At 59.3% G+C, this 22,677-nt stretch carries 23 protein-coding genes; 13 read left to right on the forward strand and 10 right to left on the reverse strand.

What is annotated here, in order from left to right; all coding sequences use genetic code 11:
- Positions 1–6: 6 nt before the first annotated feature.
- From BLT00_RS09325 to trpE, 5 genes are all read left to right on the forward strand, one after another.
- Positions 7–831, forward strand: a complete 825-nt coding sequence (locus BLT00_RS09325) for an ABC transporter permease (protein ID WP_063324119.1) — start codon at positions 7–9, stop codon at positions 829–831.
- A 139-nt stretch (positions 832–970) separates the two neighbouring features.
- A complete protein-coding gene (locus BLT00_RS09330) occupies positions 971–2,119 on the forward strand; it encodes an iron-containing alcohol dehydrogenase (RefSeq protein WP_063324120.1) in 1,149 nt (382 codons plus the stop codon).
- A gap of 78 nt (positions 2,120–2,197) precedes the next feature.
- Positions 2,198–2,872, forward strand: coding sequence for a ribulose-phosphate 3-epimerase (gene rpe / locus BLT00_RS09335; RefSeq protein WP_063324121.1), 675 nt, complete (start codon positions 2,198–2,200; stop codon positions 2,870–2,872).
- Positions 2,869–3,687: a phosphoglycolate phosphatase gene (locus BLT00_RS09340; protein WP_063324122.1), complete on the forward strand. Its 819-nt coding sequence runs from the start codon at positions 2,869–2,871 to the stop codon at positions 3,685–3,687. The genes rpe and BLT00_RS09340 overlap by 4 nt, the downstream gene beginning before the upstream one ends.
- Before the next feature lie 70 nt (positions 3,688–3,757).
- A complete protein-coding gene (gene trpE, locus BLT00_RS09345) occupies positions 3,758–5,239 on the forward strand; it encodes an anthranilate synthase component I (RefSeq protein WP_092146423.1) in 1,482 nt (493 codons plus the stop codon).
- Between the two features lie 126 nt (positions 5,240–5,365).
- Here trpE and estP read toward each other — a convergent pair whose 3' ends face one another.
- A complete protein-coding gene (estP, locus tag BLT00_RS09350; RefSeq protein ID WP_092146425.1) occupies positions 5,366–7,273 on the reverse strand; it encodes an esterase EstP in 1,908 nt (635 codons plus the stop codon).
- Positions 7,274–7,684: 411 nt separating this feature from the next.
- Between estP and BLT00_RS09355 the strand changes: the two genes are divergently transcribed.
- Genes BLT00_RS09355 through BLT00_RS09370 form a run of 4 tightly spaced genes read left to right on the forward strand, consistent with a single transcriptional unit; the run spans position 7,685 to position 10,875 of the window.
- The gene (locus BLT00_RS09355; protein WP_063324125.1) at positions 7,685–8,278 is read left to right on the forward strand and encodes an aminodeoxychorismate/anthranilate synthase component II; all 594 of its coding nucleotides are present in this window, start codon (positions 7,685–7,687) and stop codon (positions 8,276–8,278) included.
- Positions 8,279–8,287: 9 nt separating this feature from the next.
- Positions 8,288–9,337, forward strand: a complete 1,050-nt coding sequence (gene trpD / locus BLT00_RS09360; RefSeq protein ID WP_092146427.1) for an anthranilate phosphoribosyltransferase — start codon at positions 8,288–8,290, stop codon at positions 9,335–9,337.
- Positions 9,334–10,170: an indole-3-glycerol phosphate synthase TrpC gene (gene trpC, locus BLT00_RS09365; RefSeq protein ID WP_092146429.1), complete on the forward strand. Its 837-nt coding sequence runs from the start codon at positions 9,334–9,336 to the stop codon at positions 10,168–10,170. The genes trpD and trpC overlap by 4 nt, the downstream gene beginning before the upstream one ends.
- Before the next feature lie 3 nt (positions 10,171–10,173).
- A complete protein-coding gene (locus BLT00_RS09370; RefSeq protein ID WP_092146431.1) occupies positions 10,174–10,875 on the forward strand; it encodes a lipoate--protein ligase family protein in 702 nt (233 codons plus the stop codon).
- Here the strand turns inward: BLT00_RS09370 and crp are convergent.
- On the reverse strand, positions 10,872–11,516 hold the full coding sequence (crp, locus tag BLT00_RS09375) for a cAMP-activated global transcriptional regulator CRP (RefSeq protein ID WP_060740379.1): 645 nt from the start codon (positions 11,514–11,516) through the stop codon (positions 10,872–10,874). The genes BLT00_RS09370 and crp overlap by 4 nt on opposite strands.
- A 240-nt stretch (positions 11,517–11,756) precedes the next feature.
- On the opposite strand from crp, the gene BLT00_RS09380 reads away from it, so the two are divergent.
- Entirely contained in the window at positions 11,757–12,179 is a 423-nt protein-coding gene (locus tag BLT00_RS09380) for an OsmC family protein (RefSeq protein ID WP_003206127.1), read from the forward strand.
- A gap of 113 nt (positions 12,180–12,292) precedes the next feature.
- Here the strand turns inward: BLT00_RS09380 and coq7 are convergent, their stop codons facing one another.
- The 6 genes from coq7 to hemJ all read right to left on the reverse strand — a co-directional run bounded on the left by coq7 (position 12,293) and on the right by hemJ (position 16,740).
- Positions 12,293–12,940, reverse strand: coding sequence for a 2-polyprenyl-3-methyl-6-methoxy-1,4-benzoquinone monooxygenase (coq7, locus tag BLT00_RS09385; RefSeq protein WP_014340488.1), 648 nt, complete (start codon positions 12,938–12,940; stop codon positions 12,293–12,295).
- 75 nt (positions 12,941–13,015) lie between these two features.
- Positions 13,016–13,354 carry a histidine triad nucleotide-binding protein gene (locus BLT00_RS09390; protein ID WP_003206124.1) on the reverse strand — a complete coding sequence of 113 codons (339 nt, stop codon included), beginning with the start codon at positions 13,352–13,354 and terminating at the stop codon, positions 13,016–13,018.
- A gap of 82 nt (positions 13,355–13,436) precedes the next feature.
- The gene (locus tag BLT00_RS09395) at positions 13,437–14,225 is read right to left on the reverse strand and encodes an SDR family NAD(P)-dependent oxidoreductase (RefSeq protein WP_072342509.1); all 789 of its coding nucleotides are present in this window, start codon (positions 14,223–14,225) and stop codon (positions 13,437–13,439) included.
- A 62-nt stretch (positions 14,226–14,287) separates the two neighbouring features.
- On the reverse strand, positions 14,288–15,253 hold the full coding sequence (locus tag BLT00_RS09400; RefSeq protein WP_092146433.1) for a DUF805 domain-containing protein: 966 nt from the start codon (positions 15,251–15,253) through the stop codon (positions 14,288–14,290).
- Between the two features lie 51 nt (positions 15,254–15,304).
- Positions 15,305–16,273 (reverse strand): NAD(P)H-dependent flavin oxidoreductase, encoded by a 969-nt coding sequence (locus tag BLT00_RS09405; protein WP_092146435.1) that lies wholly within the window; start codon positions 16,271–16,273, stop codon positions 15,305–15,307.
- 35 nt (positions 16,274–16,308) lie between these two features.
- Entirely contained in the window at positions 16,309–16,740 is a 432-nt protein-coding gene (gene hemJ / locus BLT00_RS09410) for a protoporphyrinogen oxidase HemJ (protein ID WP_003206117.1), read from the reverse strand.
- A 135-nt stretch (positions 16,741–16,875) separates the two neighbouring features.
- Between hemJ and argC the strand changes: the two genes are divergently transcribed.
- Together argC and erpA are read left to right on the forward strand one after the other, a co-directional pair.
- Positions 16,876–17,910, forward strand: coding sequence for an N-acetyl-gamma-glutamyl-phosphate reductase (argC, locus tag BLT00_RS09415; RefSeq protein ID WP_057449595.1), 1,035 nt, complete (start codon positions 16,876–16,878; stop codon positions 17,908–17,910).
- 155 nt (positions 17,911–18,065) lie between these two features.
- Positions 18,066–18,416, forward strand: coding sequence for an iron-sulfur cluster insertion protein ErpA (gene erpA, locus BLT00_RS09420; protein WP_003177727.1), 351 nt, complete (start codon positions 18,066–18,068; stop codon positions 18,414–18,416).
- Positions 18,417–18,482: 66 nt separating this feature from the next.
- Here the strand turns inward: erpA and BLT00_RS09425 are convergent, their stop codons facing one another.
- Both BLT00_RS09425 and BLT00_RS09430 read right to left on the reverse strand, forming a co-directional pair.
- Complete coding sequence (locus BLT00_RS09425; RefSeq protein ID WP_092146437.1) at positions 18,483–19,574, reverse strand: anhydro-N-acetylmuramic acid kinase; 1,092 nt, start codon at positions 19,572–19,574, stop codon at positions 18,483–18,485.
- A 2-nt stretch (positions 19,575–19,576) separates the two neighbouring features.
- A complete protein-coding gene (locus BLT00_RS09430) occupies positions 19,577–20,995 on the reverse strand; it encodes a peptidoglycan DD-metalloendopeptidase family protein (RefSeq protein ID WP_092146439.1) in 1,419 nt (472 codons plus the stop codon).
- Positions 20,996–21,207: 212 nt separating this feature from the next.
- On the opposite strand from BLT00_RS09430, the gene tyrS reads away from it, so the two are divergent.
- Complete coding sequence (gene tyrS / locus BLT00_RS09435) at positions 21,208–22,407, forward strand: tyrosine--tRNA ligase (protein ID WP_092146441.1); 1,200 nt, start codon at positions 21,208–21,210, stop codon at positions 22,405–22,407.
- Positions 22,408–22,677 lie beyond the last annotated feature (270 nt).

Consider the following 22,677-nt stretch of genomic DNA (forward strand, 5'->3'; position numbering starts at 1 on the left):
TCGAAAATGGTGAGTCCTTACATGTCCCCCGTCGAGCGGGTGTGGTTCTACTGCTTGCGCACACTCTGCGGGCTGATTCTGTTGTTCCTGATCCTGCCGGTGCTGGTGATCATTCCACTGTCGTTCAACTCCGGCAGTTTCCTGGTGTACCCGCTGCAAGGCTTTTCGCTGCAGTGGTACCACGATTTCTTCGCCTCGGCCGAATGGATGCGAGCGCTGAAGAACAGCATCATCGTGGCCCCGGCGGCGACGTTGCTGGCGATGGTCTTCGGCACGCTCGCGGCCATCGGCCTGACCCGTGGTGACTTCCCAGGCAAGGCGTTGGTGATGGCCCTGGTGATTTCGCCGATGGTGGTGCCGGTGGTGATCATTGGCGTGGCCAGTTACCTGTTTTTCGCACCGCTGGGGATGGGCAACAGCTTCTTCTCGCTGATCGTGGTCCACGCCGTGCTGGGTGTACCGTTCGTGATCATCACGGTGTCGGCGACCCTGCAGGGGTTCAACCACAACCTGGTTCGGGCCGCTGCCAGCCTGGGGGCTTCGCCACTGACGGCGTTTCGTCGGGTGACCCTGCCGTTGATCGCCCCGGGTGTGATCTCCGGCGCACTGTTCGCCTTCGCGACGTCGTTCGATGAAGTGGTGGTGACCCTGTTCCTGGCCGGCCCCGAGCAGGCAACCTTGCCACGGCAGATGTTCAGCGGCATCCGCGAAAACCTCAGCCCCACCATCGCGGCGGCGGCGACCCTGCTGATTGCCTTCTCGGTGATCCTGTTGCTGACCCTGGAGTGGTTGCGTGGGCGTAGCGAGAAGCTGCGTACTACCCAAGCCTGACGAATATGGGAGCGAGCAAGCTCGCTCCCATAGGGCCTCATCCACAGGCTCCTTATCGCATTCATGGGCTGAATGGCAGACAACCTCCAATACCGAGCTATCCTTGTGCCAGCCCATACTCGAATAAGAGGCCGCGCACATGAGTCTTTCCTCATTCAAGATCGCCCATAAACTGATCACCGGTGCTGCTGCCATCGAGCAACTGGCTGCGGAGTTGACGCGCCTGGACGTCGACAACCCGCTGATCGTGACCGATGCGGCGTTGGTCAAGTCCGGCACCGTGGAACTGGCCTTGCAACATCTGGGCGGACGGGACTACGAGATTTTCGACCGGGTGATGCCGGACCCGGAAATCGCCATTGTCGAGGACTGCATGCAAGCCTATCGCGACGGTGGTCATGATGGCCTGATCGGTCTCGGTGGTGGCAGTGCCATCGACATTGCCAAGTGCGTGGGCGTCTATGCCGGGTACCACGGCGAGCTGCAGGATATGTTCGGCGTCGATCAGGTGCCGCGCAAAGGCCCGCCCATGATTGCCATCCCCACCACGGCCGGTACCGGTTCGGAAGTCACCAACGTGGCGATCCTCTCCGACAAGGCCGCGCAGCTGAAAAAAGGCATCGTCAGCGATTATCTGTTGCCGGACGTGGCGCTGGTCAGTCCGCAGATGACCCTCACCTGTCCGCGCGGCGTCACGGCTGCCAGTGGCGTTGATGCGCTGGCACACGCCATCGAGGCCTACCTGTCGCTCAATGCTTCGCCAATCACTGATGCCCTGGCCATCGGCGCAATCAAGCTGATCAGCCGCGCGCTGCCCAAGGCCTATGCCAACCCGGCTCACCTGCAAGCCCGGGAAGACATGGCCACGGCCAGCCTGATGGCCGGCATGGCATTCGGCAATGCCGGGGTTGGGGCGGTCCATGCACTGGCTTATCCATTGGGCGGGCGTTTTCACGTGTCCCATGGCGTCGCCAATGCTATGTTGCTGCCGTACGTCATGACCTGGAACAAGATGGCCTGTGTCGAGCGCATGCGTGACATCGCCGAGGCCATGGGCCTCAAGACCGCTCACCTGAGCGACCTTGAGGCGGCCGATGAGGCTGTGGAGGCGATGATTACGCTGTGTGCTGCCGTGGAAATACCCCAAGGTCTCAGCAGCCTGGGCGTGACCGAGGACGTGATTCCATCCATGGCGGTGGAAGCGGCGGGAATAGAACGGTTAATGCGCAACAATCCACGCAAACTGAGCGCCGCCGATATCGAGAAGATCTACCGCGCGGCGTATTGATCGATTGCCACGGTGGGCGCGCCAAATCTTGAGGTATACAATGCGCGCCATCGTGATTTCGCTCAAAACAGGTGCGTCATGCAGCCCTTCGCTATTGCTCCGTCGATTCTCTCTGCCGACTTCGCCCGCCTGGGCGAGGAAGTGGACAACGTTCTGGCCGCCGGGGCCGACATCGTGCACTTCGATGTCATGGACAACCACTACGTACCCAACCTGACCATCGGTCCGATGGTCTGCGCGGCGCTGCGCAAGTACGGCGTCACCGCGCCGATCGACGCGCATTTGATGGTCAGCCCGGTGGACCGCATCGTTGGTGACTTCATCGAAGCCGGCGCTACCTACATCACTTTCCACCCTGAAGCCACGCAGCACATTGATCGCTCCCTGCAATTGATCCGCGAAGGCGGTTGCAAGGCCGGCCTGGTGTTCAACCCGGCGACGCCCCTGGACGTGCTCAAGTACGTGATGGACAAGGTCGACATGATCCTGCTGATGAGCGTCAACCCTGGCTTCGGCGGGCAGAAGTTCATCCCGGGCACGCTCGACAAGCTGCGCGAAGCCCGTGCGTTGATCGATGCCTCGGGGCGTGACATCCGCCTGGAAATCGACGGTGGTGTGAATGTGAAGAATATCCGTGAAATCGCCGCGGCCGGCGCCGACACGTTTGTCGCGGGTTCGGCCATCTTCAACGCACCGGACTACGAAGAGGTGATTGCACAAATGCGCGCCGAACTGGCCCTGGCGCGCCCATGAGCGGTTTCGAGCAGCTGTTCCCCGGCAGCTTGCCGCGTCTGGTGATGTTCGACCTCGATGGCACATTGGTCGATTCGGTCCCGGACCTCGCGGCGGCGGTGGACACGATGCTGCTCAAGCTTGGACGCCCGCCTGCCGGCCTCGATTCGGTACGCCACTGGGTCGGCAATGGCGCGCCGATGCTGGTGCGCCGGGCCCTGGCCAATGACATCGATGCCCAAGGTGTCGATGATGCCGAGGCCGAGCGGGCGCTGGCGTTGTTCAATGAAGCCTACGAAGACAATCACCAACTGACGGTGGTCTACCCCGGCGTGCGCTCCACCCTCAAGTGGCTGCAAAAGCAGGGCGTGGAAATGGCCCTGATTACCAACAAACCGGAGCGCTTCGTTGCGCCGTTGCTGGACCAGATGAAAATCGGCCGCTATTTCCGCTGGATCATTGGCGGCGATACCTTACCGCAGAAAAAGCCTGATCCGGCCGCGCTGTTTTTCGTGATGAAAATGGCCAACATCCCGGCCTCTCAATCCTTGTTCGTCGGCGACTCGCGCAGCGATGTGCTGGCGGCGAAGGCGGCAGGGGTCAAATGTGTGGCACTGAGTTACGGCTACAACCACGGCCGCCCAATCGCCGAAGAATGTCCTGCCCTGGTAATCGACGATTTGCGCCTGTTAATTCCCGGTTGCCTGGACCCGGCCGCTGAGATAACGTTGCCCGACGCTGTTCAATCCTCTTCTGGAAACGCCATCGTGGTGGTCACTCGCAAACTCTGGATGAAAGTCATGAAGGCCCTGGCCCGCTGGCGTTGGCGCACCTGACGTGATCCCGGCCGGTTATCCGGCGCGTTTGCATACCTGACTGTCAGCTCCTCTTGCCACGAGGCACCCCATGAACCGCGAAGAATTCCTGCGTCTAGCCGCTGCCGGCTACAACCGCATCCCCCTTGCCTGTGAAACCCTGGCTGACTTCGACACACCGCTGTCGATCTACCTCAAGTTGGCCGACCAGCCCAACTCCTACTTGCTCGAATCGGTGCAGGGCGGTGAGAAATGGGGCCGTTATTCCATCATCGGCCTGCCGTGCCGCACGGTGCTGCGGGTCCATGACCATCGCGTCAGCGTGACCCACGACGGTGTCGAAATCGAAAGCCTCGAAGTTGAAGACCCGCTGGCGTTCGTCGAAACCTTCAAGGCCCGCTACAACGTGCCGACCATCCCCGGCCAGCCGCGCTTCAACGGTGGCCTGGTGGGGTATTTCGGCTACGACTGCGTGCGTTACGTGGAAAAACGCCTGGGCACCTGCCCGAACCCCGATCCGCTGGGCGTGCCGGATATTTTGCTGATGGTGTCCGATGCGGTCGTCGTTTTCGACAACCTCGCCGGCAAGATGCACGCCATCGTCCTGGCCGATCCGTCCCAGGAAGATGCCTACGAGCAAGGTCAACAAAGCCTGCAAGCACTGTTGGAAAAGTTACGTCAGCCGATCGCTCCGCGTCCCGGCCTGGACTTCAGCAAGCAGTCGGCGACCGACCCGGTGTTTCGTTCCAGTTTCACCCAGGACGATTACGAACGGGCCGTCGATACCATCAAGGAGTACATCCTCGCGGGTGACTGCATGCAGGTCGTGCCGTCGCAACGGATGTCCATCGACTTCAAGGCGGCGCCCATCGATCTCTACCGGGCGCTGCGCTGCTTCAACCCGACGCCCTACATGTACTTCTTCAACTTCGGCGACTTCCATGTCGTGGGCAGTTCGCCGGAAGTGCTGGTGCGTGTCGAAGACAACCTGATCACCGTACGGCCGATCGCCGGCACTCGCCCCCGTGGCGCTACGGAGGAAGCTGACCGGGCCTTGGAAGAGGATCTGCTGTCGGACGACAAGGAAATCGCCGAGCACCTGATGCTGATTGACCTGGGGCGCAACGACACCGGGCGGGTCTCGGAAATCGGCTCGGTGAAGCTCACCGAGAAGATGGTCATCGAGCGCTATTCCAACGTGATGCACATCGTCTCCAACGTCACCGGCCAGTTGAAGGCCGGGCTGACGGCGATGGACGCCTTGCGGGCGATCCTGCCAGCGGGCACCTTGTCTGGCGCGCCGAAAATCCGCGCGATGGAAATCATCGACGAGCTGGAGCCGGTCAAGCGGGGCGTGTACGGCGGGGCCGTGGGTTACTTCGCCTGGAACGGCAACATGGACACTGCCATTGCCATTCGCACTGCCGTCATCAAGAACGGTGAACTGCACGTACAGGCCGGCGGCGGTATCGTCGCCGACTCGGTGCCGGCGCTGGAGTGGGAAGAAACCCTGAACAAGCGCCGGGCCATGTTCCGCGCCGTGGCGCTGGCCGAGCAGACTTCGAACGATTGAAAACCCTTCGACAACTCGATCAGTGTGTGGGAGCGAGCTTGCTCGCGATGAGGCCGTCATATTCAACCAACCAGTTGACTGACAGTCCGCTATCGCGAGCAAGCTCGCTCCCACAGGTTTTCTCGATCAGAAGTCCAGGCTGACGCCCAGGCTTACCCCTTGCTGGGTCATGTCATCATCCTTGCGCAGTGTATAACCACCCCGTAGCGCCAAGTCGTTGGTCAACTTGTGGCTGACCCCCAGGCTCAGGCGATTGAGGTGGCTCTGTGGCGTGTAGCCTTCCAGTGTGAAGTCATTGGCCGGCAGGCTGTTGAGGGCAATGTTGACCTTTTGCGTGTCGTCTTCGTACTCGCGTTCGTGGGCATACTCGCCAAACACCTGGGTCTGGCGGGTGATGTTGTATTTGCCCTGCAAGCCAATGCCCAGGCGTTTCGAGTCGCGGGTCTGGTCATCGAAGGTCAGGGCCGTGGAGCGGTTGCTCTTTTCCGAGTAGCCGTCGACTTCCACCTTCGCATAGTCAGCGCTGATAAACGGCGAGAGGTGCCATTCGCTGCCCGGCTGGGCAATGTCGTAGCCCACCCGCGTGCTGAATGCCCAGAGATGGCCGTCGGTGTCGCCTTTCTCCTGCGCTTCGTTGACGCCCAGGTCGAACTTGCGCTCCAGGTTGTCGTAGTCGAGCTTGCCGCCGGTCAGTGCCGCATCGGCCCACCAGCGGTTTTGCTGGAACTGGGCGAAAGCGGTCGCCAGGTAGCTATTGAGTTTGTACTTCGAATCGTTGTGGCCTGCTTCCATGTCCTGGCGGTAGAGGCCGGCGGCGACACCTACGCGCCACGCGTCGTTGAGGCGATAGCTGCCGCCAATGTTCAGGCTGTAGCCACTGCCATCGGCGCTGGCGCCGCTGTCCTGGCTGTCCATGTCCAGATGCTGACCACCGCCGGCCACGATGGCCCGCCATTGACCGACGGCCTGCCAGTTCTCCCAGTCCGATTGCCACTGGCTGCGTAACTCGTCCTGGTGAGCGCGCAGGGTCGAGTGGGCCATTTCCGGCAGCAACGTCAGCTCCCATGGTGCCGCGAGCAGGGAATAGGCGTAGTCGGCGATCAGTTTCTGTCCGGCTTCGGTCGGATGGACCGCGTCGTTGTAGATCAGCTTGGTGGGATCAGGCGTGGCGCTGTTGATGCCGTAGGTGGCGTTTTCGGTGCAGCCGTTGCCGCTGAAGCAGGTCGCGGTGAGATTTTCTCCTGTGGCGAGGCCGAATCTTGCCGGGTCGGCGAAGCTTTCCTTGAGCAACAGCGGAATGTTCAATGGGATGATTTCAGCGTCGATGCCTTGCAGTCGCGTGATCAGCTGCTGGTTGAACTGGTTGCCCAGTTGCGAAAAGAAGTCTTGCGAAGGGCTGCCGTTGAGGAAGGGCGTCAGGCCCAGGTCGGGTAACAGCCAGACCATCACATAGCGGGCACCGGCCGTTTGCAGCGCCTGGACACTGCTGGCCAGACGGTTAGCGGCTTTACTCGCTTGCTCGGGGGTCAGCACTAGGCCTTGTAGGAAGTCGTTACCACCACCGGAAATGTAATACAGCGCATTTGGATCGGCGCGCAAGCCATTGGACTGCAGGTAGCCAGGACGGCTGCGCTCGCCGGTGTCGGACACGCCGGTAATCGATTTGAGGATCTGGTCGGTGCGATAACCGCCCACCGCCCAGTTGTTGCCGTCCGCCAGCCCCTGGTCGGCGCGGACCGCCGAAGTGGAAGCGGCAGTCTCGTCGGCGGAATAACCCAGGCGCCCACCGAGCAACTGGGTGGAGTTGGCGGAGTAGGCCTCGCCGCTGCCGTCGGTATAGATCGGACCGGTTCGGTTGGTATAGCGGGCTGTCGAGCCGGGCGGGCCGTTCGGGTCGGCGAGCTGGCCGGCGTCGTTGAGGCTGTCGCCGAACACGATGAACTTGGAGTAAGGGTTGGGGGCGGCGCTCGCCTGGGCGCAGGCCATCGCCAGCAGGCAACCGGCAATCGGTACGAACAACGTCTTCTTTATCATGGGAAAGTCCGTTTTTATCTTATTTTTGTTAGAAAACGAAACGACAGTACCAAAAACTTCCGGCATTTTGCCATCCATCTTGAACGTCGCGATTGTTTCAAAGCCCTTCGGGATCGCCCATATTGCGTGCTCCGCCCAGCTAAGCTACTGTGCCGGGACGTATGAACGAGACTTTCCCTGTGTCGATTGTCAGCAAACTTCTGGATCAAATGATCAAGGCACACGCCCGCTGGCGTTGGCGCGCCTGAACATTCTCCGCCGGCTTCGCCGGACCTGTACCGATTTGCCTTCTTTACCCGCTTGTAGAGCCGCTTCGCAGGGGCATCACTTGCCTCGCCAAGCGCAGCAGCGTGCGGGTCATTCTCTGAAGGCTTTATTTAAAGTCAGTGAATTCAATAGGTTGCTTACGCCATGTTGCTGATGATCGATAACTACGACTCTTTTACCTACAACGTTGTGCAGTACCTCGGCGAGCTGGGCTCCGAGGTCAAGGTCGTGCGCAACGACGAATTGACCATCGCCGAAATCGAAGCCCTCAAGCCTGAGCGCATCGTGGTTTCGCCCGGCCCATGCACGCCGACCGAAGCGGGCATTTCCATCGACGCCATCAAGTATTTCGCCGGCAAGCTGCCGATCCTCGGTGTCTGCCTGGGGCACCAGTCGATCGGCCAAGCGTTCGGCGGCGACGTGGTACGCGCCCGACAAGTCATGCACGGTAAGACTAGCCCGGTATTCCACGAGGACAAGGGCGTGTTCGAGGGGCTGAATCATCCGCTTACCGTAACCCGCTACCATTCCCTGGTGGTCAAGCGCGAAACTCTGCCCGACTGTCTGGAGTTGACGGCCTGGACCCAGTTTGAAGATGGCTCGGTCGATGAAATCATGGGCCTGCGCCACAAGACGCTGAATATCGAGGGTGTGCAATTTCATCCCGAGTCTATTCTCACCGAACAGGGCCACGAACTGTTCGCCAACTTCCTCAAACAAACCGGCGGCACGCGCTAAGGACTTTTCATGGATATCAAGACAGCCCTGAGCCGTATCGTCGGCCATCTCGACCTGAGCACCGACGAGATGCGCGACGTGATGCGCGAAATCATGACCGGCCAATGCACGGATGCACAGATCGGCGCGTTCATGATGGCCATGCGCATGAAGAGTGAGAGCATCGATGAAATCGTGGGTGCGGTTTCGGCGATGCGTGAGCTGGCGGACAAGGTCGAACTCAAGACGCTGGACGGTGTGGTGGATGTGGTCGGTACCGGCGGTGACGGCGCCAATATCTTCAACGTTTCCACGGCCTCGTCGTTTGTCGTCGCGGCGGCCGGTTGCACCGTTGCCAAACATGGCAATCGGGCAGTTTCCGGCAAGAGCGGCAGTGCCGATCTGCTGGAGGCAGCGGGCATTTACCTGAACCTGACGCCGGTCCAGGTGGCACGCTGTATCGATAACGTCGGCATCGGTTTCATGTTTGCCCAGACCCACCATAGCGCCATGAAACACGCCGCCGCGCCGCGCCGCGAGCTGGGGCTGCGTACGCTGTTCAACATGCTCGGCCCGCTTACGAATCCGGCCGGCGTGAAACATCAGGTAGTCGGTGTGTTCAGCCAGGCGTTGTGCCGACCATTGGCTGAAGTCTTGCAACGCCTGGGCAGCAAGCACGTACTGGTGGTCCATTCGAAGGATGGACTGGATGAGTTCAGCCTGGCGGCGCCTACATTCGTGGCCGAGCTAAAAAATGATCAGATCAGCGAGTATTGGGTCGAACCTGAAGACCTCGGTATGAAGAGCCAGAGCCTGCACGGGCTGGCAGTCGACGGCCCGGCCCAATCGCTGGAGCTGATTCGTGATGCCCTGGGGCGTCGCAAGACCGAGAATGGCCAGAAAGCCGCTGAGATGATCGTGCTCAATGCCGGTGCCGCGTTGTACGCCGCCGACCACGCCAGCAGCCTCAAGCAAGGCGTGGAGCTGGCCCATGATGCGCTGCACACTGGGCTGGCCAGGGAAAAGCTTGAAGAGTTGGGTGCATTTACCGCCGTATTCAAAGTGGAGAACGAAGGATGAGCGTGCCAACGGTTCTGGAAAACATTCTGGCTCGCAAGGCCCAGGAAGTGGCCGAGCGCAGCGCTCGGGTCAGTCTGTCCGAGCTGGAAAGCCTAGCGCGTTCAGCGGATGCGCCGCGCGGCTTTGCCCAGGCTCTGATCGATCAGGCCAAGAAAAAACAGCCGGCGGTGATTGCTGAAATCAAGAAGGCATCCCCCAGCAAGGGCGTGATTCGTGAACACTTCGTCCCGGCCGAGATCGCGCGAAGCTACGAGAAGGGCGGTGCTACCTGCCTCTCGGTGCTGACCGACGTCGACTTTTTTCAAGGCGCTGACGACTACCTGAAACAGGCGCGGGCGGCATGCAAGCTGCCAGTGATCCGCAAGGATTTCATGATCGACCCGTACCAGATCGTCGAGGCGCGTGCGCTGGGCGCCGACTGCGTGCTGTTGATCGTTTCCGCCTTGGACGACGTGAAAATGGCCGAGCTGGCGGCCGTAGCCAAAAGCGTCGGGCTGGATGTCCTGGTGGAAGTCCACGACGGTGACGAGTTGGAACGAGCCCTGAAAACCCTCGATACCAAACTGGTCGGCGTGAACAATCGCAACCTGCACACTTTTGAAGTGAGCCTGGAAACCACCCTGGACCTATTGCCACGCATTCCGCGCGATCGCCTGGTCATCACCGAAAGCGGCATTCTCAACCGGGCCGATGTCGAGCTGATGGAAGTCAGCGATGTGTATTCGTTCCTGGTGGGCGAAGCGTTCATGCGCGCCGAAAACCCGGGCGTGGAATTGCAGCGACTGTTCTTTCCTGAACGAGGCCTGCCGGTGAGCGGCTCGACGCTGGACTGATCCATGTCGCCTGTGATTTCCCTCACCGTCGAAGCTGGCCTGCAAGCCGAACAGGATCTGTTGGCCAGCATCTGCGCAGGCGACGCCGAGTTCGGCCTGCTGTTCTGGCAGCCCAACGACCGTGCGCTGGTCATGCCGCGCCGCTTGAGTCGCCTACCGGGGTTTGAATACGCTTGTGAAGTATCGGCTGCTCATGGCTGGCCTGTCTTGTTGCGTGAAACAGGTGGCGAACCGGTGCCGCAGTCGGTCGCTACGGTCAATATCGCCCTGGTCTACGCACCACCGCGCAGCGAAGGTGACCACGGACGTATCGAAACCGGCTATCGCCGGTTGTGCGATCCCATCTGTCAGCTGTTGGACGAGTTGGGCGGGGTGGCTTCGCTGGGAGAGGTGGAAGGGGCTTTTTGTGACGGGCGCTTCAACGTCAACCTCGACGGCCGGAAAATGGTGGGCACCGCCCAGCGCTGGCGCCAGAGCAAAGGGGGGCAGCGTCCGGTGGGGCTGGTTCATGGCGCGTTTTTGCTGGAGAACGAGCGCGAGTCCTTGGTCGCGGCAGTCAATCGCTTCAATGAGGCTTGCGGCCTGGAGCCGCGAGTGCGAGCCGAGAGCCATATTGCCCTGCATGAAAAATTCCCGGCGCCTCACGCGCTGGAGCGGCTCGACGCTTTGTACCGGGAGCTGCTGATCAATCTGCTGGGCGCCTAACGCGTTCCGAACACCACCATGGTCTTGCCTTTGACACTGACCAGGTTGCGCTCTTCCAGATCCTTGAGAACGCGACCGACCATTTCCCGCGAACAACCGACAATCCGACCAATCTCTTGGCGGGTCACCTTGATCTGCATCCCGTCCGGGTGGGTCATGGCATCGGGCTGCTTGCACAGTTCCAACAGGCAGCGTGCGACACGTCCGGTGACGTCAAAAAATGCGAGATCGCCGACCTTGCGGGTGGTATTGCGCAGGCGCTGTGCGATTTGTCCGCTGAGTACGTAAAGAATGTCCGGGTCTTGCAGGGACAGTTCTCGGAATTTGGCGTAGCTGATTTCCGCAACTTCACATTCAATCTTGGTCCGCACCCAGGCACTGCGTTCCTGTTCCTTGCCCGCCTGTTCGAATAACCCCAGCTCGCCAAAAAAATCCCCGGAGTTGAGATAGGCGATGATCATTTCCCGACCGTCGTCATCTTCTATGAGGATAGTGACCGACCCCTTGATGATGAAAAACAACGTCTCGGAACGATCTCCTGCACAAATGATGTTGTGTTTGGCTGGATAGCGGCGGCGCTGGCAATGCATCAAGAGTTTGTCGAGATTCTTGATCTTGAACGTGGGAGTAATGGCAACCATGGTTGTATCCCGAAAGACTGCGCAGTGTGATGGTTTGGTTTTTTTATAGACGCGAATGGCTATCGCTAAAAGCTGGCCATGCGCCAGCGAGTTGGCGTATGGCCAGCTTAACAGAGGCGTCCTTAATTGATTTGAGAATTTACCTACGTACTGTCAGGTCAGGTCTCCTAAGACGGAGAGCGGTCATGCCGGAGCGCTGTGCTAAGCTGGCGACCCTTTTTTAACAGTGGAGTCTTGGCGATGAAGGCACGCATCCAATGGGCTGGCGAAGCCATGTTCCTCGGTGAGTCAGGCAGTGGTCATGTGGTCGTCATGGACGGCCCGCCAGAGGCCGGTGGGCGGAACCTGGGGGTTCGGCCGATGGAGATGCTCCTGCTGGGCGTGGGCGGTTGCAGTAACTTCGACGTGGTCAGCATTCTCAAAAAGTCCCGCCAGGCCGTCGAAAGCTGCGAAGCTTTCCTGGAGGCAGAGCGCGCCACTGAAGATCCCAAAGTGTTTACCAAGATCCACATGCACTTCGTGGTGAAGGGGCGAGCCCTGAAGGAAGCCCAGGTCAAGCGCGCCATTGAGCTGTCCGCCGAGAAGTACTGCTCGGCTTCGATCATGCTCGGCGCCGCGGGGGTCGAAATCACCCACGATTATGAAATCATCGAGTTGGGTTGAGTCGATAGCCGACGGGCCGTATTGAAGTTTTCGGAAATTAAAAAGGCGACTTCCCTTGGGGGAGTCGCCTTTTTAATTTCCGGGGGAATGAGCTGGTCAGTCCCCAATTGCCGTCAAATCCGATAAGTGCTCTTGGTCATGACCTTGGCCAGCAGGCTCATGCCGAACTTGACCGGGGCCGGAAAACGGAAGCCACCGGCCTCAAGTGCACTCTCGGCGTGGTGTTCCTCATCCACGCGCATCTGCTCAAGGATCGCCCGGGATTTTTCATCCTCGGCTGGCAGTTGTTCGAGATGTTCATTCAAATGCTTGCACACTTGATGTTCAGTCGCCGCAACGAATCCGAGGCTGACTTTGTCGCTGATCAGCCCGGCAACGGCCCCGATCCCGAATGACATGCCATAGAACAGCGGGTTCAGGACGCTGGTATGGCTGCCCAATTGGCGAATCCGTTGTTCACACCAGACCAGATGGTCGATTTCTTCCTCGGCGGCATGCTCCATTGCTTCACGCACTTGCGGTAGCTTCGCTGTCAGCGCCTGGCCCTGATACAGCGCCTGGGCACAGACTTCGCCGGTGTGGTTGATACGCATCAGTCCGGCGACGTGGCGGGTTTGCTCGTCACTCAGTTGCGCGTCTGGCTGCACGATAGCCGGTGATGGGCGGTACGGCTGGCCACTGAAGGGCAGCAGGGTGCGCATCGCGGTATCGGCTTGCAGCAACAGACGGTCAATCGGCGAGTAGTGACGTTGGGTAGTCATGCTTACCTCCGGGAAAAATCACAGCAGCCAGTTTAACCCAATCGACCGCCGAAGATTTGCGTTGGGTCAGGTGTATCAGCCCGGTGGCCAGTTCATCTGGCGCTGCCCCAGCACATGCATATGAATGTGATAGACCGTTTGCCCGCCCAGTTCATTGCAATTCATCACCACACGAAAACCTTCTTCACAGCCCAATTCAAGGGCCAGGCGCTGCGCAGTGAACAGAATATGTCCAGCCAGGCCTTTGTCTTCCTCGGCCAGGTCATTGAGGGTGCGAATCGGCTTTTTCGGTATGACCAAAAAATGTACAGGGGCTTGCGGGGCGATGTCGTGGAAGGCCAGTACCTGGTCATCCTCGTAAATGATCTTCGCCGGAATTTCCCGGTTGATGATCTTGGTGAACAGAGTATCCACAGCTGTTTTCTCCATTGGGTTCGTCGAGGTCGGGGGGCGTGAAGGCTCCGATTGAGGCGACTGATAGTTCAACTTGAAGGGATCAGCGCGGGCAATAGGCCTTGTTGATCATGCCGGCGATGGTTCGGACCAGCCATCGCGAGCCCAGGCGCGGCAGTGCGGCCAGCCAGCGGTTGCGGCGTCCGGGAATAATGATGGCGCGGTTGCGGTCCAGCGCGCGCACGGCGTACAGGGCCACTTCTTCGGGGCTCATCAGTAACTTGCTGTCGATGAGCTTCTGTTCGTCCATCTGCGCCCTGGAAAAGAAGCCGGTCCGGGTCGGACCAGGGCAAAGCACCGAGACCTTGATCGCGCATTTCTTCAGCTCGACCCGCAGGGCTTCGGAGAAGTGCAGCACATAGGCCTTGCTGGCGTAATAGGTACTCATCCAGGGGCCGGGCTGGAACGCGGCGATCGAGGCGACGTTGAGGATCTGGCCGCCGCCAAGCAGCGCCATGCTGTTACCGATGGCATGACAAAGCCGTGTCAGGGCGAGGATATTGACTTCGATCAGGTCCTGCTCGGTCATCCAGTCCTGGCCCAGGAACGGCCCGCTGGTGCCGATGCCTGCGCAATTGACCAGCAGGTCGATCTGCCGCTCGCCTTCCTCCAGTTCCAGGAGAAAACCTGAAAGCCTCAGCGGTTCGCTCAGGTCACAAGCCCGGAACAATACCTCCACGCCAAACCGCTGAGTCAGTTCGATTGCAATACTTTCCAGCCGATCACGCTGTCGAGCCACCAGTATCAGGTTGCGGCCGCGCCGGGCCAGCGCTTCGGCCATGGCCAGGCCAATGCCGCTGGAAGCGCCAGTGATCAGTGCGTAACGGGTCATGCAGTTCTCCATCGCAACAGCCCGCCGCCAGTTGACTGGGCTGTCACCGGCATGAAGCGCGCTTATTGTTCCTCTTCTTCTTCATAGTCTACAGAAGGTGGAGCGGGCTCGGCTGCCTCGACGGCGGGCTCTTCAGAGGTTTCGTTGCTGTATTCACTGCTTTCATAGCTGCTCAGGCTGCTGCTGTCGTAGTCCTCCTGAAGGGCCCCGAAGATGCCGGCAAAGGTAGCCATGAAAATCAGGACGATCATCACCAGCCAGAGCGAGGCCAGCAATTTGACCGCAGTGGTATTGCGCGGCGGCGGGGGGCCGTACTGGTTTGCGCCGGTATTGCCCGGAGCGATGATGAGGATGAAGGGGAAGATGCTGCCCACGAAGGGAACCAGGTTGATCAGCCACAACCACCCCGACCAGCCCAGATCATGCAGGCGCTGGACGTTGAACTGGATGCTCACGAAGGCAAAGGCAAGGACGACGACTGCGGCGAGCAGGCCGCCGACGATGAGTCCCGCGACCGAGTCGGAAGCCAGCAGCCAGGCCGTGGCCAACCAGAAGCCTATGCCGACCAAGGGCAGTAGGGCCAAGGTCAACACCATGGTCCAGGCCAGGTAGCGCAGGCGTCCGATACGCCCGTCGAAGCTGAAGGGCTTGAGCGTGCCGTACTCTGCAAGCGCTTCACCGACTTCGGCGCGGGGAGGCGCGTACGGCGAGGCGGGCTCGACGATCGAATCGGGATGGCGTCCACTCGGTTGCCGTGGTGCCTCCTGTACCTCGCCAAGGTTCAGTTGGACGACGGGTTCGGCTTCGATCCTGGCATCGATCCCGCTCTTGTTGAGCGCTTCCAGGTACTGTTGCGCCTCGCTCTGGGACAGGTTGCTTTTGAGGGCTACCTTGCGCCCGGTGAACAGTCGTTCAATGGCGCTGATATCGCTTTTGAACAGTTCGGCGAGGTTGAGTTTGGCGGTGGTGGTATCGACGCCAGGCATCAGGCCGCCGTCGAATACGATGTTGAAACGGGTTTCGCTCATGCCCGGCATCCTTGTCTCTAGAAGTTGAATAGTTGTTTTGTTCAGGCTGATTCAGCGGGGCCATTGCCCGCCAAGCTGCGCCGCCCGTGCTTGTGCCTGACGGTATTCTTCATCCAGGCGTGCCACTAACTGATCGATGCTGGGCAAATCATCGATTTCACCCACGCCCTGGCCCGCGGACCATACGGTTTTCCAGGCCTTGGCTTCATCGTTCAGCGGTTTGAGTTTCGAGCCAAAATCCACCTCGCCCTTGTTCTGCAGAGCGGTCAGATCGAAACCGGCATTCTCCAGGCTCTGGCGCATGAAACTGGCCGGCACTCCGGATACAGCGGGAGTATGCACGATGTCTGCGGCTCTGGATGTGAGCAACATCTCTTTATAAGCTTCAGGGGCGTGGCTTTCGCTCGTAGCGATAAAGCGCGTACCGAAGTAGGCCAGATCGGCGCCGAGCAATTGTGCAGCCAGAATCTGGTGACCGTGGTTCAGGCATCCTGCAAGCAGTAAGGTCTTATCAAAAAACTGCCGGATCTCGGCAATCAATGAGAACGGGCTCCAGGTCCCGGCGTGTCCGCCTGCACCGGCGGCAACGGCGATCAAGCCATCGACACCGGCTTCGGCGGCTTTCTCGGCATGACGCCGGGTCGTCACGTCATGGAACACCAGCCCGCCATAAGCATGGACGGCATCCACCAACTCCTTCACCGCGCCCAGGCTGGTGATGACAATCGGCACCTTGTGTTCGATGCAGATGGCCAGGTCGGCTTGAAGCCGCGGGTTGCTGTGATGGACGATCAGGTTCACAGCGTAGGGTGCCGGATTTTCCAGGGTCGCCAGGCCTGCTTCGATTTCCGCCAACCAGGCCTTGAAGCCACTGCTTTCGCGCTGGTTCAACGCCGGAAAACTACCGACGATGCCGTTACGGCAGCAGGCCAGCACCAGTTGTGGATTGGAAATCAGGAACATTGGCGCTGCCACGACGGGCAGGCGCAAGCGTTGTTCAAGCAGAGCGGGCAACGACATCGCAAGTACCCCGGATAATGGACGCTGATTGGAGATTAGAACGGTCGGACGACAACCAGAATTACGATAGCCAGCAATATCAGAACCGGCACTTCATTGAACCAGCGATAAAAGACATGGCTGCGGGTGTTTTCGCCACGGGCGAAGCGCTTTACCTGGGCGCCGCACATATGGTGGTAACCGATCAGCAGCACGACCAGGGTCAGCTTGGCGTGCATCCAGCCACCTTGGGTGAAGTAGGCGCCGGCGTTGAGGCTGAGCAGCCAGATGCCGAATACCAGGGTGGCAATCATCGCCGGGCCCATGATGCCGCGATACAACTTGCGCTCCATGACGCTGAAGCGCTCCTTGCTGACGCTGTCTTCGCTTTGGGCGTGATAGACAAACAGGCGAGGCAGGTAGAACAGGCCGGCGAACCAGCAGACCATGCTGACGATGTGAAGTGCTTTGAGCCACAGATAGAGCATTTTTAGTTATTCCCAGGATTCACGGTAGCCCGATAGTAGAGGTTAGAGCGTCCGCACGTCACCTTGGCGGTTGTCGCCGGGCCCTGCGGCCCCTATCATCGACGGCTTTCCAGTGGGTTCGTTGAGGGCAGGTTTATGGTCAAGGTCGGTATCGTCGGCGGCACGGGGTACACCGGTGTCGAACTGCTGCGTCTGTTGGCACAGCATCCGCAAGCTGAGGTGGTGGTCATCACTTCCCGATCCGAGGCCGGCCTGGCCGTCGCCGACATGTACCCGAACCTGCGAGGCCATTACGACGGCCTGGCGTTCAGCGTTCCGGACGTCAAGACCCTTGGCGCCTGCGATGTGGTGTTCTTCGCCACGCCCCACGGTGTCGCCCACGCCCTGGCGGGTGAACTGCTGGCTGCCGGGACCAAGGTCATCGACCTGTCGGCGGACTTCCGCCTGCAGGACGCTGATGAATGGGCCAAGTGGTACGGTCAACCTCACGGCGCGCCGGATCTGCTCGACGAGGCGGTTTACGGCTTGCCGGAAGTCAATCGCGAGAAAATCAAGCAGGCCCGACTGATCGCGGTACCGGGTTGCTATCCGACGGCAACTCAGCTGGGGTTCCTGCCGTTGCTCGAGGCCGGTCTTGCCGATGCTTCGCGTCTGATTGCCGACTGCAAGTCCGGTGTCAGCGGTGCCGGGCGTGGCGCCAGTGTCGGTTCGCTTTACTCCGAGACGTCGGAAAGCATGAAGGCGTACGCGGTCAAGGGGCATCGCCATCTGCCGGAGATTCGCCAGGGGCTGCGCCGGGCCGCGGGCAAGGAGGTCGGCCTGACCTTCGTGCCGCACCTGACGCCGATGATTCGTGGCATCCACTCCACTCTTTATGCAACCGTCGTCGATCGTTCGGTGGACCTGCAGGCGTTGTTTGAAAAGCGTTACGCCAACGAACCGTTCGTCGACGTAATGCCGGCCGGCAGCCACCCGGAAACTCGCAGCGTGCGCGGTGCGAACGTTTGCCGGATCGCCGTGCATCGTCCGCAGGACGGTGATCTGGTGGTGGTGTTGTCGGTCATCGATAACCTGGTCAAGGGCGCGTCCGGCCAGGCGGTGCAGAACCTGAACATCCTGTTCGGGCTGGATGAGCGCCTGGGGCTGTCCCATGCGGGGATGTTGCCGTAACGGCAGTTAAAAGCTGCAAGCTTTAAGCTACAAGCTTGCAGCCTTTAACTTGTAGCTTGCCGCTGCTCTTCAAATAGTTGACCGATTTTCTAGGAGAAGCGGATAATGCCCGCCATCACGCATTATGGCGGCGTAAGCGCCGGGAGATATTCAGCATGAGCGTCGAAACCTTCACCCCCACGGCTTTGCAATTCACCCACGGTGCCGCGCACAAGGTGAAGAGCCTGGTCGATGAAGAGGGCAATGATCGTTTGAAGCTGCGCGTATTTGTTACGGGTGGCGGTTGTTCCGGCTTCCAGTATGGCTTTACTTTCGATGAGGAAGTGGCCGAAGACGACACCATCGTCGAGCGCGAAGGTGTCAGCCTGGTGGTCGATCCAATGAGCTTCCAGTACCTGGCAGGTGCCGAGGTGGATTACCAGGAAGGTTTGGAAGGCTCGCGGTTCGTGATCAAGAACCCAAACGCGACCACGACTTGTGGGTGCGGTTCTTCGTTCTCGATCTGAGACGGCTCCAATAAAAACGCCGCAGTGCCTTACGGCCCCGCGGCGTTTTTTTGTCCCTGATCTTTCTCAGGCCGGGTAGATGGCGCCGAGTACGCGCAAGCCACAGGCGCCAGTAACACTCGGACGATTGCCCGGAATGCCTTCAAGGCAGCAATGGGCGAGCCAGGCGAAAGCCATGGCTTCGACCCAGTCCGGGTCCACGCCATACACCGCCGTACTGCTGACCTTGGTATCCGGCAGCAACTCAGCCAGGCGCTTCATGAGCGCCTGGTTGTGCGCGCCGCCGCCACAGACCAGCAACTCTTGAGTATTGGACTGGGCATGTTGAAGGGATTCGACGATGGTCAGGGCAGTCAGTTCGAGCAGCGTCGCCTGTACGTCTTCCGGGGCGAAGGTTGGCAACTGCGACAAATGCTGACTCAGCCAAGGCAGGTTGAAGACCTCACGGCCGGTACTTTTCGGCCCCTTGGTGACGAAAAAAGGATCTCTGAGCAGTGCCTTGAGCAGGGCTGGCTCGACTTTCCCGCTGGCAGCCCATTGACCGTCCCGATCGAAATGCTCGCCTCGTTGTTGGTGTATCCAGGCATCGAGCAATACGTTGCCTGGACCACAGTCGAAACCAGCTACTGGTTTTGCGGGCTCTATCAGGCTGAGATTGCTGAAACCGCCGACATTCAGCACGGCGCGATTGCCGACTCGTTCTTCGAACAGTGCTTCGTGAAATGCCGGAACCAGCGGGGCGCCTTGTCCACCGGCGGCGACGTCGCGGCTGCGGAAGTCGCTGACGACGGCGATGCCGGTCAACTCACTCAACAAGGCCGGATTGCCAATCTGTACGGTAAATCCGCGGGCTGGTTCATGGCGGATGGTCTGGCCGTGGCTGCCGACCGCCGTGATGTCTTCAGGCTTGAGTTTCTGTTCGTTGAGCAGGGTATGGATACCCTGTGCAGCCAGCTTTACCCAGCTTTGCTGGGCAATGGCGGAGCGGGCGATCTCATCGGGCCCGCTGCTGCACAATCCGAGCAATTCGGCGCGCAGGACGGCGGGCATCGGAATGTAGTGCGTGGCGATCAATTTGATCGCCGGGGTCAGTTCGATCAGTGCGATGTCCAAGCCATCCAGGCTGGTCCCGGACATCACACCGATATAGAGCGCCATGCTTAGCGCTTGCTCGAGGCCAGCATGGTGGCTTTCTCTTGATCCATGCGAGCCATCAAGGGTTGGCTTTGGGCCAGGAAGCGCGCGCGCTCGGCCTTGGCGATCGGATCGGCCATCGGCAGTTTCTGGCCTAGTGGGTCGACGTGGACGCCGTTGACCTGGAACTCATAATGCAAGTGCGGTCCGGTGGACAGGCCGGTAGTGCCGATGTATCCAATAACCTGGCCTTGCTTGACAGTGCCGCCTGTCTTCACGCCTTTGGCGAAGCCCTGCATGTGGCCGTACAGCGTGCGATAGGTATTGCCGTGCTGGATGATCACGGTGTTGCCATAACCGCCACGACGTCCGGCAAGCAATACCTTGCCGTCGCCGGCGGCCTTGATTGGCGTACCGCGGGGGGCGGCGTAGTCGACACCTTTATGGGCGCGGATCTTGTTCAGGATTGGATGCTTGCGACCGGCGGAGAACTTCGAGCTGATACGGGCGAAATCAACCGGTGTACGGATGAAGGCCTTGCGCATGCTGTTGCCGTCGGCAGTGTAGTAGCTGCTGTTGCCTTGCTTGTTGGTGTAGCGCACTGCGGTGTACGTCTTGCCACGGTTGGTGAAGCGCGCGGAAAGAATCGGACCGTTGCCGACACTCTTGCCATTGACCACTTTTTGCTCATAGATGATGTCGAACTCGTCACCCTGGCGAATGTCCTGGGCGAAGTCGATGTCGTAGCCAAATACGCTGGCCATGTCCATGGTCAGGCTATGGGAAAGGCCGGCACGAGCAGCCGACTGGGACAATGAGCTGTTGATGACGCCATGAACGTAGGCCGAGCGAACGGTAGGCTTGGCGGTGACGCGGTTAAATACATAACCCTTGTCGTTTTTGGTCAGGGTGATGCTTTCCAGGTCGCTCAGCTTGGTGTGCAGGTTGGTCAGCTGTCCGTCTGGATTGAGTTCGAATTCGAGTTTCTGGCCGCGCTGCAGTTGAGTGAACTGCTTGGCTTGCTTGTCGCTGGCCAGGATTTCATGGACCGAAGTCGAGGGCAGGCCAACCTTTTCGAAGAGGGTGGAAAGTGTGTCGCCCTTGGCAACAATCACTTCGCGATGGTCTGGTCCCTTCTTTTCTTCTGCAACAGGCGCTTCTACCTGAGCGGCTGCCTCGGTGGTGTCTTGCGGGCTGTTTTCAATCTGCGCAAAAGGAGAGGCGGCCGGTTCGTTTGTGGCTTGAACGGCTTCGGCGGCGTCTTGTTCTTGTGTCAGTTGTTCAGCAGGGCTTTCCAGTTCAAGACTCAGAGTCGTCTTTTTGGCTTCAACATCGCTGGAGGGAAACACCAGGAGCGCCAGGCTAAGGAGGGCTGCGATGCCACTTGCGGCAAGCAGGTGGGTCTTTGGGTAAAGCGGTGGCGCTTTAGACGGTTCTGTGGTCATAGGTAATTTTGACTTTTGAAAAGATGAATTGGAAAAGATGAATGACATGATGAAGATGAAATAACTGTATAAAATATAACCAAATCCCCTGCGAAGCAAGCCCGCGGACGCTCTGTTCTGTGGATTGGCGTCCGCGCGCCGGGCAAACCTTGTATTTGGTGCGCGATCTTGTATGGTTGGGGCCCTTTGAATCTGAGCCTTACGGGTCTGTTATGAAGTCGGTTGAAGAGCAGCTAGCGCTGATCAAACGTGGTGCGGAAGAACTGTTGGTCGAGTCCGAGCTGATCGAAAAGCTCAAGCGCGGGCAGCCGCTGCGTATCAAGGCCGGTTTCGATCCAACGGCGCCCGATCTGCACCTGGGTCATACCGTGCTTATTAATAAGCTGCGCCAGTTCCAGGATCTGGGGCACCAGGTCATCTTCCTTATAGGTGACTTCACCGGGATGATCGGTGATCCAAGTGGCAAGAGTGCTACGCGCCCACCGCTGACTCGTGAGCAGGTTCTCGATAATGCCGAGACCTACAAGACTCAGGTTTTCAAGATTCTTGATCCGGCCAAGACTGAAGTGGCTTTCAACTCCACTTGGATGGATCAAATGGGGCCGGCGGATTTCATTCGCCTGACGTCTCAATACACCGTAGCTCGTATGCTCGAGCGCGATGATTTCGACAAGCGCTATAAATCCAATCAGCCAATTGCCATCCATGAGTTCCTCTACCCGCTTGTACAGGGTTATGACTCGGTCGCGTTGCGCGCGGACGTTGAGCTCGGCGGTACTGACCAGAAGTTCAACCTGTTGATGGGGCGTGAGTTGCAGCGTGGCTATGGTCAGGAGGCGCAATGCATTCTGACCATGCCATTGCTGGAAGGTCTGGATGGCGTGAAGAAGATGTCCAAGTCGCTGGGCAACTACGTAGGTATTCAGGAAGCGCCCGGCGTCATGTACAGCAAACTGGTCTCCATTCCTGATGTGCTGATGTGGCGTTACTTCGAGCTGTTGAGCTTCCGGTCCATGGATGAGATCAATGCGTTCCGTGCCGATGTCGAGGCGGGAGCCAATCCGCGAGACATCAAGATCAAGCTGGCCGAAGAGATTGTTGCTCGTTTCCACGGTGAGGAGGCTGCGGCCAATGCTCATCGCGCGGCGGGTAATCGTATGAAGGATGGTGAGCTGCCGGATGATCTGCCGGAGATCGAGCTGACTGCTGCCGAGGATATGCCGATTGCGGCAGTCCTTAATAAAGCAGGCTTGGTCAAGAACGCTGCGGTGGCGCGAGATCTCCTGGGCTCGGGTGGTGTGCGTATAGATGGTGTAGTTGTGGATCGCGCCTATATATATGAGCTGGGTTCTACTCATGTATGTCAGGCCGGCAAGAAGGCTTTTGCGCGTATTACGCTGAAATCTGAATAAAGCTGAAAATAGGTGTTGACGGCAGATTCTGGAAGTCTATAATTCGCCCCACTTCCGGCGCAGTAGAAACGGAAAACTCCTTGAGATTCAATGAGTTAAGTAGGTTTCGAAGGTGCAGGGCTTCAGTTCATCGAAGCCCGGAAGGAGCAGGTGGAGCGGTGTTGTTTGGCTCTATCGGCGGTTCGATCTTCTCGGTCGAAAGCGGTGAAAAAGAGGTGTTGACAGCAGCGAGTAACGCTGTAGAATTCGCCTCCCGCTAACGAGAGATCG

This window comes from Pseudomonas sp. NFACC51 (assembly GCF_900103575.1).
Taxonomy (GTDB): Bacteria; Pseudomonadota; Gammaproteobacteria; order Pseudomonadales; family Pseudomonadaceae; genus Aquipseudomonas; species Aquipseudomonas fluorescens_Q.